The 16,042-nt window shown below is 71.5% G+C and carries 15 protein-coding genes; 9 read left to right on the top strand and 6 right to left on the bottom strand.

All coding sequences use genetic code 11. The features are described 5' to 3' along the window. A partial coding sequence (locus OJ997_RS13545; RefSeq protein ID WP_270025644.1) for a DNA glycosylase AlkZ-like family protein occupies positions 1-468 on the top strand: 468 nt, incomplete at its 5' end. Between the two features lie 13 nt (positions 469-481). Here the strand turns inward: OJ997_RS13545 and OJ997_RS13540 are convergent. After that, positions 482-1,309 carry a lysophospholipid acyltransferase family protein gene (locus OJ997_RS13540; protein ID WP_270025643.1) on the bottom strand — a complete coding sequence of 276 codons (828 nt, stop codon included), beginning with the start codon at positions 1,307-1,309 and terminating at the stop codon, positions 482-484. Positions 1,310-1,329: 20 nt separating this feature from the next. Here OJ997_RS13540 and OJ997_RS13535 point away from each other — a divergent pair, with 20 nt between their 5' ends. Together OJ997_RS13535 and OJ997_RS37540 are read left to right on the top strand one after the other, a co-directional pair. Continuing rightward, positions 1,330-2,394: an enoyl-CoA hydratase/isomerase family protein gene (locus tag OJ997_RS13535; protein ID WP_270025642.1), complete on the top strand. Its 1,065-nt coding sequence runs from the start codon at positions 1,330-1,332 to the stop codon at positions 2,392-2,394. Beyond that, positions 2,372-3,580, top strand: coding sequence for a phenylacetate--CoA ligase family protein (locus OJ997_RS37540; protein WP_270025641.1), 1,209 nt, complete (start codon positions 2,372-2,374; stop codon positions 3,578-3,580). Before OJ997_RS13535 ends, OJ997_RS37540 begins: the two co-directional genes overlap by 23 nt. Here the strand turns inward: OJ997_RS37540 and OJ997_RS13525 are convergent. Further along, entirely contained in the window at positions 3,567-4,328 is a 762-nt protein-coding gene (locus OJ997_RS13525) for an SGNH/GDSL hydrolase family protein (RefSeq protein ID WP_270025640.1), read from the bottom strand. The two genes, OJ997_RS37540 and OJ997_RS13525, sit on opposite strands and share 14 nt — an antisense overlap. A 41-nt stretch (positions 4,329-4,369) precedes the next feature. Here OJ997_RS13525 and OJ997_RS13520 point away from each other — a divergent pair, with 41 nt between their 5' ends. After that, positions 4,370-5,740, top strand: a complete 1,371-nt coding sequence (locus OJ997_RS13520; protein WP_270025639.1) for an FAD-binding oxidoreductase — start codon at positions 4,370-4,372, stop codon at positions 5,738-5,740. Here the strand turns inward: OJ997_RS13520 and OJ997_RS13515 are convergent. Together OJ997_RS13515 and OJ997_RS13510 are read right to left on the bottom strand one after the other, a co-directional pair. Beyond that, positions 5,737-6,450, bottom strand: coding sequence for a L,D-transpeptidase family protein (locus OJ997_RS13515; RefSeq protein WP_270025638.1), 714 nt, complete (start codon positions 6,448-6,450; stop codon positions 5,737-5,739). The two genes, OJ997_RS13520 and OJ997_RS13515, sit on opposite strands and share 4 nt — an antisense overlap. A gap of 10 nt (positions 6,451-6,460) precedes the next feature. After that, positions 6,461-7,537: a hypothetical protein gene (locus OJ997_RS13510; protein ID WP_270025637.1), complete on the bottom strand. Its 1,077-nt coding sequence runs from the start codon at positions 7,535-7,537 to the stop codon at positions 6,461-6,463. Between the two features lie 354 nt (positions 7,538-7,891). On the opposite strand from OJ997_RS13510, the gene OJ997_RS13505 reads away from it, so the two are divergent. From OJ997_RS13505 to OJ997_RS13490, 4 genes are read left to right on the top strand one after another with little or no spacing between them, the layout of a single operon-like run. After that, positions 7,892-9,178: an O-acetylhomoserine aminocarboxypropyltransferase/cysteine synthase family protein gene (locus tag OJ997_RS13505; protein WP_270025636.1), complete on the top strand. Its 1,287-nt coding sequence runs from the start codon at positions 7,892-7,894 to the stop codon at positions 9,176-9,178. Further along, entirely contained in the window at positions 9,175-9,660 is a 486-nt protein-coding gene (locus OJ997_RS13500) for a CoA-binding protein (RefSeq protein WP_270025635.1), read from the top strand. The genes OJ997_RS13505 and OJ997_RS13500 overlap by 4 nt, the downstream gene beginning before the upstream one ends. Further along, positions 9,653-10,651 (top strand): homoserine O-acetyltransferase MetX, encoded by a 999-nt coding sequence (gene metX / locus OJ997_RS13495; RefSeq protein ID WP_270025634.1) that lies wholly within the window; start codon positions 9,653-9,655, stop codon positions 10,649-10,651. Before OJ997_RS13500 ends, metX begins: the two co-directional genes overlap by 8 nt. A gap of 5 nt (positions 10,652-10,656) precedes the next feature. Beyond that, positions 10,657-11,370 carry an alpha/beta fold hydrolase gene (locus tag OJ997_RS13490; protein ID WP_270025633.1) on the top strand — a complete coding sequence of 238 codons (714 nt, stop codon included), beginning with the start codon at positions 10,657-10,659 and terminating at the stop codon, positions 11,368-11,370. Here the strand turns inward: OJ997_RS13490 and OJ997_RS13485 are convergent. Both OJ997_RS13485 and OJ997_RS13480 read right to left on the bottom strand, forming a co-directional pair. Continuing rightward, positions 11,355-13,850 (bottom strand): ATP-binding protein, encoded by a 2,496-nt coding sequence (locus OJ997_RS13485; RefSeq protein ID WP_270025632.1) that lies wholly within the window; start codon positions 13,848-13,850, stop codon positions 11,355-11,357. The two genes, OJ997_RS13490 and OJ997_RS13485, sit on opposite strands and share 16 nt — an antisense overlap. After that, positions 13,847-14,581, bottom strand: a complete 735-nt coding sequence (locus tag OJ997_RS13480; RefSeq protein WP_270025631.1) for a response regulator transcription factor — start codon at positions 14,579-14,581, stop codon at positions 13,847-13,849. Before OJ997_RS13480 ends, OJ997_RS13485 begins: the two co-directional genes overlap by 4 nt. A 57-nt stretch (positions 14,582-14,638) precedes the next feature. On the opposite strand from OJ997_RS13480, the gene OJ997_RS13475 reads away from it, so the two are divergent. Beyond that, a complete protein-coding gene (locus OJ997_RS13475; protein ID WP_270025630.1) occupies positions 14,639-16,021 on the top strand; it encodes an acyl-CoA synthetase in 1,383 nt (460 codons plus the stop codon). The last annotated feature ends 21 nt before the right edge of the window (positions 16,022-16,042 follow it).

The following is a 16,042-nucleotide window of genomic DNA, read 5'->3' as shown; positions in this document are numbered from 1 at the left end:
CCCGCTGGCTCGCCGCGCGCCGCTGCGCCCGACTCGCCGTCCGCGCCCGCTGGCTCGCCGCGCGCCGCTGCGCCCGGCTCGCGGTCCGCCCCCACCGCCGCGCGCGTCGTCGTCCCCCTCGACCTTCCGCGTGCGCCCGATCGCGACGCGTCCCTCGACGAGCTCGCGCGGCGCTACTACGCGTGCCACGCCGGCGCCGACCGGCGCGACCTCGCGTACTGGTCCGGCCTCCCACTGCGCGACTGCCGCCCGCCCGCGTCCATCGAGGTCGAGGACGGCCCGGTCCCCGACGTGCTCATCCCCGCGTTCGACGAGCTGCTGCTCGGCTGGCGCGACCGCACCCCCACGGTCCCGGCCGAGCACACCAAGACCGTCCATCCGGGCGGCGGCATCATCCGCGCCGTGGCGCTCGAGGACGGCGTCGCGGTCGGCACCTGGACCCGCCGCGGCGGGGTAAAGCGTTTCTAAAGGCCCAGGGCCTTTATCTTCCGAACGGGCCCTTCTTCTTCTTGCGCCGCGGCACCGCGCGCTTGGCCTTGGTCGCGAGCTGCTTGCGCTTGGGCTGCTTCTTGTGCGACTGCTGGTAGGCGACGCCACCACCCGCGGCGGAGAGCGCGGCGACGACGGCGGCGATCAGGCCCGGGTTCGCACGCAGGCGCTTGAACTCGCGCTCGACCTCGGGCCAGACCTGGTTCTCGATCAGCTCCTGCGCGGCCTCGGGCGTCGCCTCGAGCTCGGCGGGCGTGATCGCCGGCGCGAAGGAGACCTGGACCTTGACCGGCTTGGGGAACCAGCCCCAGGCGAACAGCTTGTCGGTGCCGGTGATCGCGCACGGGACGATCGGCGCCTGCGCCTCGATCGCCAGCCGGCCGACGCCGCGGCGGGGCTCGCGCAGCGTCGCGGGGTCGCGGTGGCGGGTGCCCTCGGGGAACATCGCCAGCACGCGGCCCTTCTCCAGGTGCACCTGGGCGGTCATCAGCGCGTCGGGGTCGGCGGTGCCGCGGCGGACGGGGAACGCGCCGAGGCCACTCAGCAGGCGCGCGGTCTTCTTGCCCTCGAACAGCTCGGTCTTGGCCATGAAGTGCAGGTGGCGCTTCGTGGCGAGCCCGATGAAGAACGAGTCGTAGAACGACTTGTGGTTCGGGGCGATGATCGCCGGCCCTTCGGCCGGCACGAACCCGGCACCGGTGACCCTGAGGCGGTACCACACGGCGGCGATCGGGGTGAGGACGATGCGGGCGAGCTCGTACACCCATGAAGTGCCGCGCTTGCGCGACAGGGCGTTCGCCTCTTCGTTGGTCAGGGCCATAAGCGCGTAGATTCTTGCTCATGGAGGCTCGGCGGATCTACCACGAGCTCACGGAAGGGCTGACGCGACCCCTCCGGGCCGAGGAGCTCGTGTACGCCGCACCCGGTTTGCCGACCCGCGAAGACGTCGGCGCGGAGGCCGAGAAGGCGCAGAAAGACAAGGCCGGGCTCGAGATCGCGCAGGGCGCGTTCCTCGCTGACGTGCTCGCGGATCCCGCCTGCGGGCGGCACCTGATCGAGTCGATGTTGGCGCCCACGCCGCCGGCGCTCGCCCACGCCGCGGCGTTCGCGCGCGACGGCGAGGTCGACCTCGGCCGCGCGCACGTCCAGCGCCACGGCAACGTCGGCGTCGTCGAGCTGCGCAACCCGCGCCACCTCAACGCCGAGGACGACACCACGCTCGCGCCGCTCGAAGCCGGCATCGACCTCCTGCTGGGGGACAAGGCCACCGAGATCTGCGTCCTGCGCGGCGGCGTCGTCGACCACCCGCGCTACGCCGGCCGGCGCATCTTCGGCGCGGGCCTGAACCTCACGCACCTCTACCGCGGGCAGATCTCGTACCTGTTCTTCCCCGTCCGAGACCTCGGGCTCGTGCACAAGGTCTTCCGCGCCGACAAGCTGTGGATCGCCGCCGCGGAGACGTTCGCGATCGGCGGCGGCTGCCAGCTGCTGCTCACCGTCGACCACATCCTCTGCGAGCGCGGCACGCGGCTCACGCTCCCCGCCCGCAACGAGGGCATCATCCCCGGCGCCGCGAACCTGCGGCTCCCGCGCTTCGTCGGCGACCGCCGCGCGCGCCAGGCGATCCTCTCCGGCAGCGAGCTGCAGCCGGAGGAGCTCGCGGACGAGCTCGTGGAGCCGGGGGAGATGGACGCCGCGATCCTCGCCCGCGCGCAGGCGCTGTCGACCGCGGGCGCGGTCTCCGGCGGCGCCAACAAACGAGCGTTCCGCGTCGGCCAGGAGCCGCTCGACGTCTTTCGCGAATACATGTCCGTCTACTGCCGCGATCAGGCGGTCTGCTACTTCAGCCCCGCGCTGATCCGCAACCTGGAGGAGAACTGGCGTGCGCACGACCGAACACCTTGAGGCGGTGGTCGAGCGGGTACGCCGGACGCCGCTGGGCGAGCGCATCCCGGCCGACTGGGCGGCGCTGACCGACCTCCCGTTCACGGCGAAGGAAGACCTGCGCGAGCACTACCCGCTCGGGCTGCTGGCGGTGCCGCGCGAGGCGCTGCGCCGCATCCACGCCTCGTCCGGGAGCCGCGGCAAGCCGACCATCGCCGCCTACACGCAGCACGACCTCGACGTGTGGTCGGAGGTCATGGCCGAGTGCATGACGATGGCGGGCGTGAAGCCGGGCATGGTCGTCCACAACGCCTACGGCTACGGGCTCTTCACCGGCGGGCTCGGGTTCCACCAGGGCGCGGAGCGGATCGGCGCGCTGACGATCCCGGTCAGCGGCGGCGTCACGGCGCGCCAGGCGCTGCTCCTGCGCGACCTGCAGGGCCAGGTGCTGTGCTCGACGCCCTCGTATGCGCTGCACATCGCCGAAGGCCTGCGCGAGGCCGGCATCGGGCCCGACGATCTTGCGCTCGAGATCGGCATGTTCGGCGCCGAGCCCTGGACGGACGCGATGCGGACCGAGGTCGAAGCGGCGCTCGGGCTCATGGCGCTGAACGTCTACGGGCTCTCGGAGATCATCGGGCCGGGCGTCGCCGCCGAGTGCGCGGAGGCTCGCGACGGCCTGCACGTGATGGAAGACCACTTCCTCGTCGAGATCATCGACGTCGACTCACGCGCGCCGGTGCGCGACGGCGAGGACGGCGAGCTGGTGATCACGACGCTGACCAAGGAAGCGATGCCGCTGCTCCGCTACCGCACCGGCGACATCACGTCGCTCACGCGCGAGCCCTGCGCGTGCGGGCGCACCTCGCCGCGCATCAGCGCCATCCGCGGCCGCGTCGACGACATGCTGATCATCCGCGGCGTGAACCTGTACCCGTCGCAGATCGAGGAGGCGCTGCTGCACGTGGAGGGCGTCGCGCCGCACTACCAGCTGATCGTCGATCGCCCGAAGCAGCTGGACGAGCTCACGATCCTCTGTGAAGGCCGGGGCGCGAACCTCGCCTCCCGCGTGAAAGAGGCGATCCGCGAGCAGGTCGGCGTGACCGCGAAGGTGCTCGTCCGTCCGATGGGCGAGATCCCCCGCAGCGAGGGCAAGGCCGTCCGCGTGATCGACCGCCGGAACCTAAAGCAACCTAAAGGGGTCTGACCCCTTTAAGTTCCGGGCGCTTCGCGGTGATGCCGTCGCCGGAGGAGACGCCGCGCAGTCGGCGCATCACCCAGGGCGCGAGGTACTTGCCGGCCCACACCGCATGGGAGACGGTCGAGCGCGGCCCCAGCGGGTCGGTGAACGGCTGCGTCCACGACGAGTCCGCGCCTTCGAGGCCCATCGCCTCGGCCGCCGCGGCAGCGATCCGCGCGTGGCCGTACGGGTTCGCGTGCAGACGGTCGACGTGCCACAGCCGCCGGTCGGACGCGACCGGCTGCGCCTCCAGATCGACGAGGTACGCGCCGTGCTTGGCCGTGAGGTCGCGGATCGCGAGGTTGAGGTTCCGGAGGCGCAGCGCGGCACCCTTGGCGATCGGGTTGATCGGCACCGGGTCGGGCAGCGTGAACGCGATCACGTCCGCGCCGGCGCCGCGCAGGGAGCCGATCAGCTGGTCGATCCGCTCGATCACCGAGAGCACGCTGCAGTCGCGCCGCAACATGTCGTTGAGCCCGGAGAGCACGCTCGCGAGGTCCGGCTCGAGCGCGAGGGCGGGCTCGAGCTGCTCGTCCACCACCTGCCGCGCGAGCTTCCCGCGCACGGCGAGGTTCGCGTACTGCAGGTCCGGCTCGTCCTGCGCGAGCCGCTCGGCCAGCCGGTCCGCCCAACCGCGGAACGATCCGTCGGGGTTGATGTCCCAGAGTCCCTCGGTCGTGCTGTCGCCGAGCGCCACGAAACGCCGATACGCCATGGCGAAAACATAAAGGGGTCTGACCCCTTTAGGTTGTGGTCGTGATCACTCGGCGTGATCTGATCGCTCGGGGCGCGGTGGGGGCGCTCGCGCTCACGTGGCCCGAGGTGGCCGACGCCAAGCGGCTCACACGCACGCAGGAGCGGGCGTTGCGCAGCGCCGTGCGCGGGCGGGTGCTGACGCCCGGCGACAACGGCTACAGCGGCGCGCGGGTCGTGTTCAACACGCGCTGGGACGGGGTGAAGCCGCCGGCCGTGGTGCAGGCGCGCGACACCGCCGACGTGCGCGCGGTGGTCAGCTGGGCCGACCGGTTCGACGTGCCGCTCGTCGCGCGTTCCGGCGGGCACGGGTACAGCGGCAACAGCACGAGCAGCACCGCGGTGGTGGTCGACCTCGACCGGCTCGACACGATCCGCTTCGGCGACGGGATCGCGACGCTCGGCCCGGGCGCGCGCCTCGGCGACGTCTACACGCGGCTCGCCGCGAAGGGCGTGACCATCCCCGCGGGCAGCTGTCCCACCGTCGCCGTCGGCGGGCTCGTGCTCGGCGGCGGGATGGGGCTCGCGGGCCGCGCGTTCGGCCTCACGTGCGATCGCGTGACCAGCTTCGACGTCGTCGACGCCGACGGCAAGCGCAGACGCGTGGACGACGGAGAGCTGTTCTGGGCGCTCCGTGGAGGCGGCGGAAGCTTCGCCATCGTCACCGCCGTGCGGCTCAGGACCCGCCGCGTGACCAGCGCCGCCTACTTCTCCATCACCTACTCCCGCGCACAACGGGCGGAGGCGCTCGCCCGCTGGGACGCGTTCGCGCCGCGCGCCCCCTCGGACCTGACCGCGATCCTCACGCTCACGAGCGACGGCGCGACCGCCTTCGGCCAGTACCTGGGCAGCGCGAGCGCGCTCCGCCGACTGGTCCGCCCGCTCGGCGGCACGCCGACCGTCGGCAGCGCCGACTACCTGACCGTGCAGCGCCGCTGGGCCGGCAACCAGAACCCGCCGCGCTCCGCCTTCGCCGCGAGCTCGATCTACGTCACCAAGCGCCTGACCGCCAAGGGGCGCGGCGCGTTCGTCGCCGCCACGGACACCGGCGCCACGCTCATCCTCGACGCCTACGGCGGCGCGATCAACCGCCCCGACCGCGACGCCACCGCGTTCCCGCACCGCGACGCGCGCTTCAGCGTCCAGGTCATCAGCTACGCACCGATCGCGACCGCGCGCGCCCAGGTCAGGCAAGCCCGGAAGGCGATCGCTCCCTACGGCAGCGGCGCGTACTTCAACTACGCCGATCCCGACCTCACCAACGCCACCCGCAACTACTGGGGCGCGAACCTCGAGCGGCTCCGCCGGGTCAAGCGCGAGGTCGACCCGGGGAACCGCTTCCGCCCGACCCAAGGGGTCAGGCCGGCCGGCTAGGTGATGGTGATCGGGGTCCCCACCGGCATCAGCTTCTCGAGCTTGAGGATGTCGGCGTTCTTGAGGCGCACGCAGCCGTGCGAGACCCGGCCGGGGAGGATGCCCGGCTGGTTGGTGCCGTGCACGCCGACGAGGCCGCCGCCCGGCCAGTCGGTCAGCGTGTCCGACGTGGCGCTCGTGATGTAGGCGAGCGGCCCGTAGACCGAGCCCGCGCCGCCGTAGCCCTTGAGCTTGGCGCGGATGTAGAACTGGCCCTTGGGCGTCGGCCACTGCGACTGCCCGACGCCGATCGGCGCGCTGAAGACCTTCTTGCCGTTCTTGATCAGCGTGATCTTGAACGTCTTGGTCGAGATCTTCAGCCACGTGTCGACCGGCTGCAGCTCGCTGAGCGCGGTCGCGGGCACCCAGCCCGTGGTGTTGTTCGGCCGCACGGGCAGCCGCACCTTCAGCCACTCCTCGCCGTCGACCTCCGTGCGCTCGAGCACGAACACCAGGTCGTCGGTCTTCTCAGGCGTCTTGAGCGTGAGCTTGGCGACCTTCTTGGCCTTCGGGCTCGGCTCGGCGCGCGCGACTTCCGCGCGGTTCACGTAGGCGAAGAAGGACTCCTTGCCGAGCGTGCTGACGCGCTCCGCGGAGGCCACGGCGGGGAACACGGCCGCGGCCGCGACAAGTGTCGCGGCCGCAAGCCCTACAAACTTCTTGAGGATCATTGACCTCTATCTAACCGGTCACACGCGGCACGCGCTTCGCCTGCGTCTTGCGCGCGGCGCGAACCGTGAGTCGCTGCACCTCAGAGCACTCAGCGACGGTGATCCGCGCGGTGCCCGTCTTCGTCGGCTTGACCTTCAGCAGCGCGACGCCCTTGGAGTTCGTCTTCGCGCTCACGGTCTTGCCGCCTGGGAGCGTGATCTTGACCGAGGTGCCCGCGTCGACCTGACGCACGGTCGCCTTGATCGTGGTGACCTCGCCCGCGCGGACCGTCAGGCCCTTCGGCGTCGACAGCGTGCACGGCGCCTGCGTGGCGTTGGCCGGCTTGACGGCCGTCTCGGCGGGCGGGCCGGCCGGCGGCGGCGAGGCCGGCGGGTTGCCGGGCGGCGGCGTCAGGACGACCGTCCACGTGTCGGGCGGCGAGCAGACCTCACGGTCGTCGAAGACGCTCAAGGCACACGCGTATGCGGTGTTGGTGTAGGTGCCGGGCGCCTGGTGGAGCGTCGTGCAGGTGAAGCGGAAGACCTCGCCCTGCTCGAGCTGGCCGTCGCCGTCGTCCCCGCTCGCGTAGGTCGGGCTGGAGCACAGGTCGTCCTTGACGCCGACGTTCTTGAGCGGGATCGGAATCGACGCCGTGGTGGTCACGTCGTAGGTGTACGTGACGTTCTGCGGCGCCACGCCGCTCTCGATCGAGCCCTTCTTGTCGATCGTGATCGTGGGCGCCGCGACGTTGGTGCTCACGAACCGCTGGTCGGTGATCGGGTCGAAGGCGCCGGCGAGGTCCTGCAGCCAGCCATGGGTGATGTTCACCCGGGCCTGCGTGCGCGTGACCCCCGGGTTGAGCGCCAGCTTGTGCCGCAGGGTCGCGACGAGGGTCCGGGGGGTTCCGGACACGTACGTGGCGCCGGTGACGATCGGAATCGTCGTCGAGGGGTCGGGGGTGCCGTCCGGGCCGGGGAAGGTGAACGTGAGGTTCACGTCACGAACCTCGCACGCGAACGGGCCGACGTTGGTGATGTTGACCGTGTAGGTCACGATCTCGCCATTGGCGTAGATGCCATCCCCGCGGTCGCGACCAGGTGAAGGCAACAGATCGTTGTCCCTGCACCCCGCCGGGGTGTGGGTCTGAGCGGAGGCAGGCACTGATGCCATCAAGCTCGCTACCAACACCGCACCGAATAGAACTGCTCGCCGCATCTTGCTCCCCGCCGTTATTCCAAAGACGGCGTGACGCTATACGGACGAGGGGGCCTGCGTAGGCGCATGTTTCCGGCTCTTTATGCGCCAGAAAATGGTTCAAAGCCTTCGACGCCAATGCACCGGAAAGCTCTGTATGCAGAATTGCAAGAGTTCTGCCCACCGTGTTTGTTGTCACGCTGACGTCGACACTGCTGACACGCCGTCGATGAGAGCCCGCGAGGCCACGTCGGTACCGTCATGAGCATGAGCGACGCCGCTGACCGGGACTGGGGGATGCGCACCCGCGCCATCCACGCCGGCGCCCGCCCGGACCCGACGACGGGGGCGCGTGCCGTCCCGATCTACCAGACCACGTCCTTCGTCTTCGAGGACACGCAGGACGCGGCCGACCTGTTCGCGCTGCAGAAGTACGGGAACATCTACTCGCGGCTCGGCAACCCGACCGTCGCGGCGTTCGAGGAGCGCGTCGCGAGCCTCGAGGGCGGCATCGGCGCGGTCGCGACGGGCAGCGGCCAGGCGGCGGAGACGCTCCTGCTCACGCAACTGTGCGAATCCGGCGACCACGTGGTCGCGAGCAGCGCCCTGTACGGCGGCACGTTCACGCTGCTGAACGTGACGCTGCGCCGGCTCGGGATCGAGACGACGTTCGTCGCGCCCGACGATCCGCAGGCCTTCGCCGACGCAATCATCCCGGGCCGCACGAAGCTCCTCTACACGGAGATCATCGCCAACCCGGCGGGCACGGTCGCGGACCTGGAGGCGCTCGGCGAGGTCGCGCACGCGGCGGGGCTCCCGCTCGTCGTCGACTCCACGCTCGCCAGCCCGTACCTGTGCCGCCCGCTCGACCACGGCGCGGACATCGTCATCCACTCGGCGACGAAGTATCTCGGCGGGCACGGCACGTCGATCGCCGGCGTGATCGTGGACTCCGGCCGCTTCCCCTGGGACAACGGCAACTTCCCGGTCATGACCGAGCCGGTCGCCACCTACGGCAACCTGCGCTTCTGGGACAACTTCGGCGAGTACGGCTTCGCCACCAAGCTGCGCGTCGAGGGCCTGCGCAACCTCGGCGGCGTGCTGTCGCCGTTCAACGCGTTCCTGATCCTGCAGGGCATGGAGACGCTGCCGCTGCGGATGGACGCGCACGTGGCCAACGCGCAGAAGGTCGCGGAGTGGCTCGACCAGGACCCGCGCGTGAGCTGGGTCCGCTACGGCGGGCTGCCGGACGACCCGAACCACACGCTCTCCAAGCAGTACCTGCCGAAGGGACCCGGTGCGGTGTTCGCCTTCGGCTGCGAAGGCGGGCGCGAGGCGGGCGAGGCGTTCATCGGCCGCGTCGAGCTGTGCTCGCACCTGGCGAACGTCGGCGATACGCGCACGCTCGTCATCCACCCCGGTTCCACGACCCACCGCCAGCTGTCGACGGAGGCGCTGGACGCCGCGGGTGTCAAGCCCGAGCTCGTCCGCATCAGCGTCGGCATCGAGGACCCGGACGACATCATCTTCGACCTCGATCGGGCACTCGGATGAGCACCACCTGGACCCCGCCCACCGCCGGCCAGCGCCTGGCGATCCTGCGCCGCGCGAAGACGATCGCGGTCGTCGGCGCGTCCGCGAAGCCCGCGCGCGCGAGCAACTTCGTGCTCACCTACCTGCTGTCCTCGAGCACCGACTTCGAGGTCTGGCCGGTCACGCCGAACGAGACCGAGATCCTCGGCGCCAAGTGCTACCCGTCGCTGCAGGATCTGCCCGGCGCGCCCGACGTCGTCGACGTCTTCCGCCGCGCCGACCAGCTCCCGGGCGTCGCGCGCGAGGCGGTCGAGGTGGGCGCGAAGGCGTTCTGGATGCAGCTCGGCCTGCACTCGGACGAGGCGGCCGAGATCGCGCATGAGGCCGGCCTCGACGTCGTCTCCAACCGCTGCATCAAGATCGAGCACGCCCGCTTCAACGGCGGCCTGCACCTCGCGGGCTTCGACACCGGCGTCATCTCCTCCAAGCGCACCCGTGGTTGAGACCCTCGTCCTGCCGGAAGGCCTGAAGCTCGAGTCCGGCGCGCACCTCGCGCCGCTCGAGATCGCCTACGCCCGCTACGGCGACCCGGCCAACCCCGTCGTCTACATCTGCCACGCCCTCACCGGCGACGCGGAGGTCGTGACGTGGTGGGACACGCTGATCGGGCCGGGCAAGACGATCGACACCGACCGCTTCCACGTCATCTGCTCGAACATCCTCGGCGGCTGCAAGGGCACGACCGGCCCGGCCTCCACCAACCCGGCGACGGGTGAGCGCTACGGGCTGGACTTCCCGCTGTTCACCGTCCGCGACATGGCCGAGACGCACCGCGCGCTGCTGCGCGGCCTCGGTATCGAGAAGGTCTACGCGGCCGTCGGCGGATCGCTCGGCGGGATGCAGATCCTGCAGTGGTCGCTCGACCATCCCGACGAGATCGAGCGCGCGGTCCTCGTCTGCGCGACCGCACGCCTCAGCGCCCAGAACATCGCGTTCAGCAAGGTCGCCCGCCACGCGATCCACAACCACGACGCGATGGACGTCGCCCGGATGATGGCCCACATCACCTACCTCTCCGAGGAAGGGATGGAGCTGAAGTTCTCGCGCGCCCGCCGCGTGCCCGGCGCGGAGATGACGATCCAGTCCGACTTCGAGGTCGAGCACTACCTGGACCACCAGGCGAAGATCTTCCTCGCCCGCTTCGACCCGCACACGTACCTGTACCTGTCGCGCGTGATGGACTACTACGAGCCGTTCGCGGACGGGCCCGCCGCACCGCCGACGAAGTACCTGCTCGTGAGCTTCTCCAGCGACTGGCGGTTCGGCACCGAGCACTCGGTCTACATGGAGGAGCAGCTGCGCGCGCTGGGCGCGGACGTGCGCCACCACGAGGTGGAGTCGCCGTGGGGGCACGACTCGTTCCTGATGGACGTGCCCGAATATCACCGGCACGTGCGCGACTTCGTGTATCAGGAGGCCGCGGCCACGCTCTAATGGGTGTGACCGAGCTCTGCGTCATCCACCCCGGCGAACTCTCTCCGCTCTGCTGGCCCCGCCTCGGCCGGCACCTCCCCGCGGGCACCCGGCTGCGCGTCCTCGAGCTTGAAGCGCTCAACGGCTACTGGGAGCACGACCCCAACACGACGGTCGACTCGATGGCCGACCGGCTGCGGCTCACGCTCGACCCGCGCCAGCCGCGCGTGCTGGTCGGCTGGGGCGTCGGCGGCGTCGTCGCCGAGGCCCTCGCGGCCCGCCTGACGCGGCCGCCGCGGCACACGATCCTGCTCGACTCGATCGCGCCGGGCATGAGCGGCAAGCCGACCGACGCGGAGCTGGTGCGCTCGTACGCGCAGCTCGTCAGCGCGCGCCGGGGCCGCGACCTCGAGCTCGAGGAGACGGAGCTGGACCCGCTCGTCGAGCGCCTCTCACAGCACGGGTTCGGCGCCCCCGAGGCGCTGCGCAAGGGCTTCTTCCAGCATCAGCGCGCGCGGGCCTACGGCTACCGCCTGATCAGCCGGCACGAACCGGCGGGCGTGCCCGTCACGGTCGTCCAGCCGGTCGACAGCCTGTACGAGGACCTCGGCTGGGACGCGCGGATCGAGCTGCTCGCGGCGGGCGGCGACCACTACACGATGCTGACCGACCCGGCCAACATGGTGAACCTGGCGCTGCTGCTGACGCGCTGGCTGAGCCCGGCCTACGCGGCGGCGTGAAGCCGTGAGTTGAGCGCGCGGTCGGCCTGGCCGGCCGCGTCGAGGATGCAGTCCAGCGGCGCGACGATGCCCTTGCGCGCCGCCGCCTCCACCCGGCGCAGACGGGACGCGAGGCGGGCGATGCCGAAGCCGGCGCTCGGCGAGCGCAGCGCGTGCGCGGCCTCCCGCAGCTCCTCGGCCGTGGTCGCGGCGCGCAGGCGCTCGAGCCGGCCCGGCAGCTCACCGTGGTAGACGGCCAGCATCTGGTCCACGAGCGCGCGCCCGCCGAGGTTGTCGGCGAGCTCGTCGAGCAGCGTGTCGTCCAGGACCGGCGTGATCCGGCGGTCGAGCTCGGAGCGCAGCGCGGGCAGCGAGATCGGCTTGGCCAGGTGGCCGTCCATGCCGGCGGCGCGGCAGTGCGCGACGTCCTCGGCGGCGGTGTCCGCGGTGAGGGCGAGCATCGGCACCTCGTCGTCGAGCGCGCGGATCGCGCGCGCGGCGTCGAGCCCACCCATCACCGGCATGCGCAGGTCGAGCAGGACGGCGTCGAAGGTCTCGCGGCCCACGGCGTCGACCGCGGCCTGGCCGTGCTCGACCAGCACGGTGGTCACGCCCAGGCGCCCGAGCTGCATGCCGATCAGGCGGCGCAGCGCGGCGTCGTCCTCGGCGACGAGCACCTTGCTCGCGACGAGCGCGGGCGCGGCGGCGAAGCCCATCTCCGCCGTGGCCTCGCCCGCTTGAAGCGGCAGCGCGAGCGTGAACGCCGAGCCCTCGCCGGGGGTGCTGACGACGGTCACGTCGCCGTCCATGGCGCGCGCCAGGCGGCGCGCGATGCTGAGGCCCAGGCCGGTGCCCGCCCACGCGCGGGTGTGCGTGCGCGTCCACGGCTCGAACAGCCGCGGCAGGTCGTCCTCGGCGATGCCGCGGCCGGTGTCGGAGACGACGATCTTGAGCTTGTCGCCGTCCACGAGCGCGTCGATGCGCGCGATGCCCTCCTCGGTGTACTTGACGGCGTTGGAGGCGAGGTTGAGCACGATCTGGCGCACGCGTGCGGGGTCGCCGCGCAGGGCGTCCGGCACGTGCGGATCGACGCTCACGTCCAGCTCGACGTTGCGGCCGCGCAGGCTCGGGCGCAGCACGCCGGCGACCGAGGTCAGCAGGCGGCGCGGGTCGTAGTCGGACGCCTCGTGCTCCTCGCGCCCGGCCTCGGCGCGGGACACGTCGAGCACGTCGCGCAGCAGCCCGGTGAGCGACTGCGCGGCGTCGGAGATCACCTCGGCGAGCTCCTGCTCGTACTTGGGCAGGCCGGCGTCGATCAGCAGCTCGGCCGCGCCCGCGATGCCCGACAGCGGGGTCTTGAGCTCGTGGCTCATCGTCGCGAGGAAGCCGCGCTGCTCCTCCTCGACGAGCTTGAAGTGGGTGGCGTCGCGGAACGTCCACAGGCGGCCGCCGTCGTCGAGCGGGACGAAGTCGAAGCCGACGCGCCGGCCGTCCGCGCACTCGAAGTGGATGAACCGCACGGGCTCTTTCGCCTCCGCGACTTCACGCAGGCGTGAGATCGCGGACTCGGGGTCGGCGATCAGCTTGCGGATCGCGCTGCCGATGAGGCGCGCGTCCTGCCCGATCAGCTCGCTCGGGGTGACGGCGAGCTCCATCAGCGAGCAAGCCTGCTCGTTGATGACGACGATCTTGCCCTCGGCGTCGGCCATGATGATCCCGTCCGGCGCGCTGGCGACGAGCGCCTCCAGCTGCGTGGAGAGCTTGTCGCCGCGGACCTCGGCGGCCCGCGTGCGGGTGATGTCGCGGCCGGTGATCTCGACCGCGATCGCCCTGCCGGCGTGGAAGCGCAGGGTCGCCTGGCCCTGGATCGTGCGGTAGGCGTTCTCGCGCGTGCGCAGGCGCAGCTCGAGCATCTTCGTGCGCGGCTCGTCCGGGCCCGCGTCGGCGAGCGCGGCGCGCAGCACGGGGACGTCCTCGGGGTGGGTGAGCGCGCGCCACAGGCGGCCGAGCACCTCGTCCTGGCGCAGGCCGAGCGCGTCCGCGACGGACGGGCTCGCGTACTCGATGATCCCGGAGGCGTCGAACATCCACACGAGGTCGGGTGACTCGTCGACGAGCGTGGTGATGCGCGCGGCGGCGCGGGCCTTGGCCTCGGCCTCGGTGATCGGGGTGAAGACGGAGGCGATCAGGCCGTCGGGCGCGGGGGCGGAGCGGACCGCGACCCAGAGGACGTCGCCGTCGCCGAGGTCGATGCCGTACTCCTGGTCGACGCGGCCGTTGGTCCGTTCCACGCGCCGGGCGGGCAGCTGCTCGGCGGGCAGCGAGCCGCCGCCCGGGGCGACGAGGTTCGACGGGTCCGACGGGGCGCCGATGATCAGGTCACGCGGGGCGCCCAGCATCCGCTCCATGGCGGGGTTGATGTCAACGACGGAGCCGTTCGGCTCCCAGACCAGGACGCCGTCCTCCAGCGCCGCCGGGAGTTCGACGCCGAGTGCTGTCACCGGCCCGCGCCCATCCGGTAACCAACGCCGCGGACCGTGCAGACGAAGTCCGGAGAGCGGGGGTCATCGGCGAGCTTACGGCGAAGATTGGAGACGTGGACGTCGACGAGGTGGTCGTCGCCGAACCAGTTGGGGCCCCACACGCGCTCGAGCAGCTGGGCGCGGCTGAACGCGACGCGCGGCTCGGCGGTGAACGTGTCGAGCAGGTCGAACTCGATGCGGGTGAGGTCGAGGGTCTTGCCCTCGAGCGTGACCTCGCGGGCGAGCGGGTCGATCGTGAGCGTGCCGAACGCGCGGGTCGTGTCGGGCGTGGTCGTCGCGGCGAAGGTCGCGGCGGGGGCCGTGGCGGTGCGGCTCGCGCGGCGGAGCACGGCCTTCACGCGGCCGACGAGCTCGGCGACGCTGAACGGCTTGGTCACGTAGTCGTCGGCGCCGGCCTCGAAGCCCACGACCTTGTCGAGCTCCGTGTCCTGGGCCGTCAGCATCAGGACGTGCGCGTCGCTGAACGAGCGCACGCGACGGCAGACCTCGACGCCGTCGATGTCGGGCAGGCCGATGTCGAGGACGATCAGGTCGGGGCTGAGCTTCTCGGCGGCGACGACGGCCGCTTCGCCGTCAGCGGCCTGGTCCACCTGGAACCCCTGCTGGATGAGCAGGGCGCTCACCAGCATCCGGTTCTCGGCTGCGTCGTCGACGACGAGGGCTCGGGGTGTGGCGGTGGTGCCGGGCATGGTCTAGTCCTGTCATCGGCACGACTCGGTGACTCTGCAAGGGGTAGAACTTCGAATGTGCTTTTGACAGGTTTGCGTGACCCGGGTGAAACCGAGGCGATCCGGGTGGGAGATGACACCCTGACCTACGCGCAGCTGGCGTCCGCCGCGGGTGCGGTGTGCGCGCGCGTGAGCGGGGCGGCGCGCGTGGCGGTGGTGGCGGAAACCCGCCTGGAGACGGTGGTTGCGGTGGTCGGCGCGCTGGCCGCCGGGGTGCCGATCGTGCCGATCAACCCGAAGTCGGGCGAACGGGAGCTCGAGCACATCCTCTCGGACTCCTCGCCGGACCTCATCCTCGACGATGTGGACCTCACCCATGCGGGGGAGTGGCCGGCCGAGGAGCCCGACGACGAAGCCCCGGCGATCGTCGTCTACACGTCGGGGACGACCGGGCCGCCGAAGGGGGTCGTGCTGCCGCGGCGGGCGCTGGCCCGCAACCTCGATGCGCTGGCGGACGCATGGGGCTGGACGGGTTCCGATGTGGTCGCTCACGGGTTGCCGCTGTTCCACGTGCACGGGCTGATCCTCGGGACGCTGGGGCCGCTGCGGCTCGGCGGCGGATCGTGGCACCTGGGCAAGTTCTCCTCAGGCGCCGCCGCGGACGCCTTACGGGGGCGCGCCACGATGCTGTTCGGGGTGCCGACGATGTACCACCGGCTTGCGGCGGACCTGGAAGCGGATTCGTCGTTGGCTTCCGCGTTCGCGGGCGCGCGCTTGCTGGTGAGCGGGAGCGCCGCGTTGCCGGCGGCGGACCACGCGCGGATCAAGGCGGCGTGTGGGCAGGAGGTGGTCGAGCGCTACGGGATGAGCGAGACGCTGATGAACACGGCGATCCGGGCGGACGGCGACCGGCGGCCGGGCACGGTCGGGGTGCCGCTGGACGGTGTCGACGTGCGGCTCGTCGACGACGCCGGCGACGAGCTCGACGTCTGGGACGACGAGACGGTCGGCGAGATCCAGGTGCGCGGGAACAACCTGTTCCTCGAGTACCTGAACCGGCCGGACGCGACGACGGAGGCGTTCCGTGACGGGTGGTTCGCGACGGGGGACGTCGCGACGCGTGCGGAGGACGGCTACATCCGCATCGTCGGCCGGCGCGCGACGGACCTGATCAAGAGCGGCGGCTACAAGATCGGCGCCGGCGAGATCGAGAACGCGCTGAACGAGCACGAGGCGGTCGCGGAGTCGGCGGTGACGGGTGAGCCGGACGACGACCTCGGCGAGCGCATCATCGCGTGGGTCGTGGTCGAGGAGGGCTTCGAGAAGCCGTCGGCGGAGGAGCTCGCCAATCACGTGGCCCGGCTCCTCACACCGCACAAGCGTCCCCGCGACGTCCGGTACCTGGAAACGTTGCCTCGCAACGCGATGGGGAAGGTCACCAAGAAGGCGTTGGGGTCGTGAACCGGTAAAGCTCGGTCCGTT

The sequence above is a fragment of the Solirubrobacter phytolaccae genome, from assembly GCF_027587195.1.
GTDB lineage: Bacteria > Actinomycetota > Thermoleophilia > Solirubrobacterales > Solirubrobacteraceae > Solirubrobacter > Solirubrobacter phytolaccae.
The sequence above is the reverse complement of the archived record's forward strand: the minus strand, read 5'-3'. Positions and strand labels throughout refer to the sequence as shown.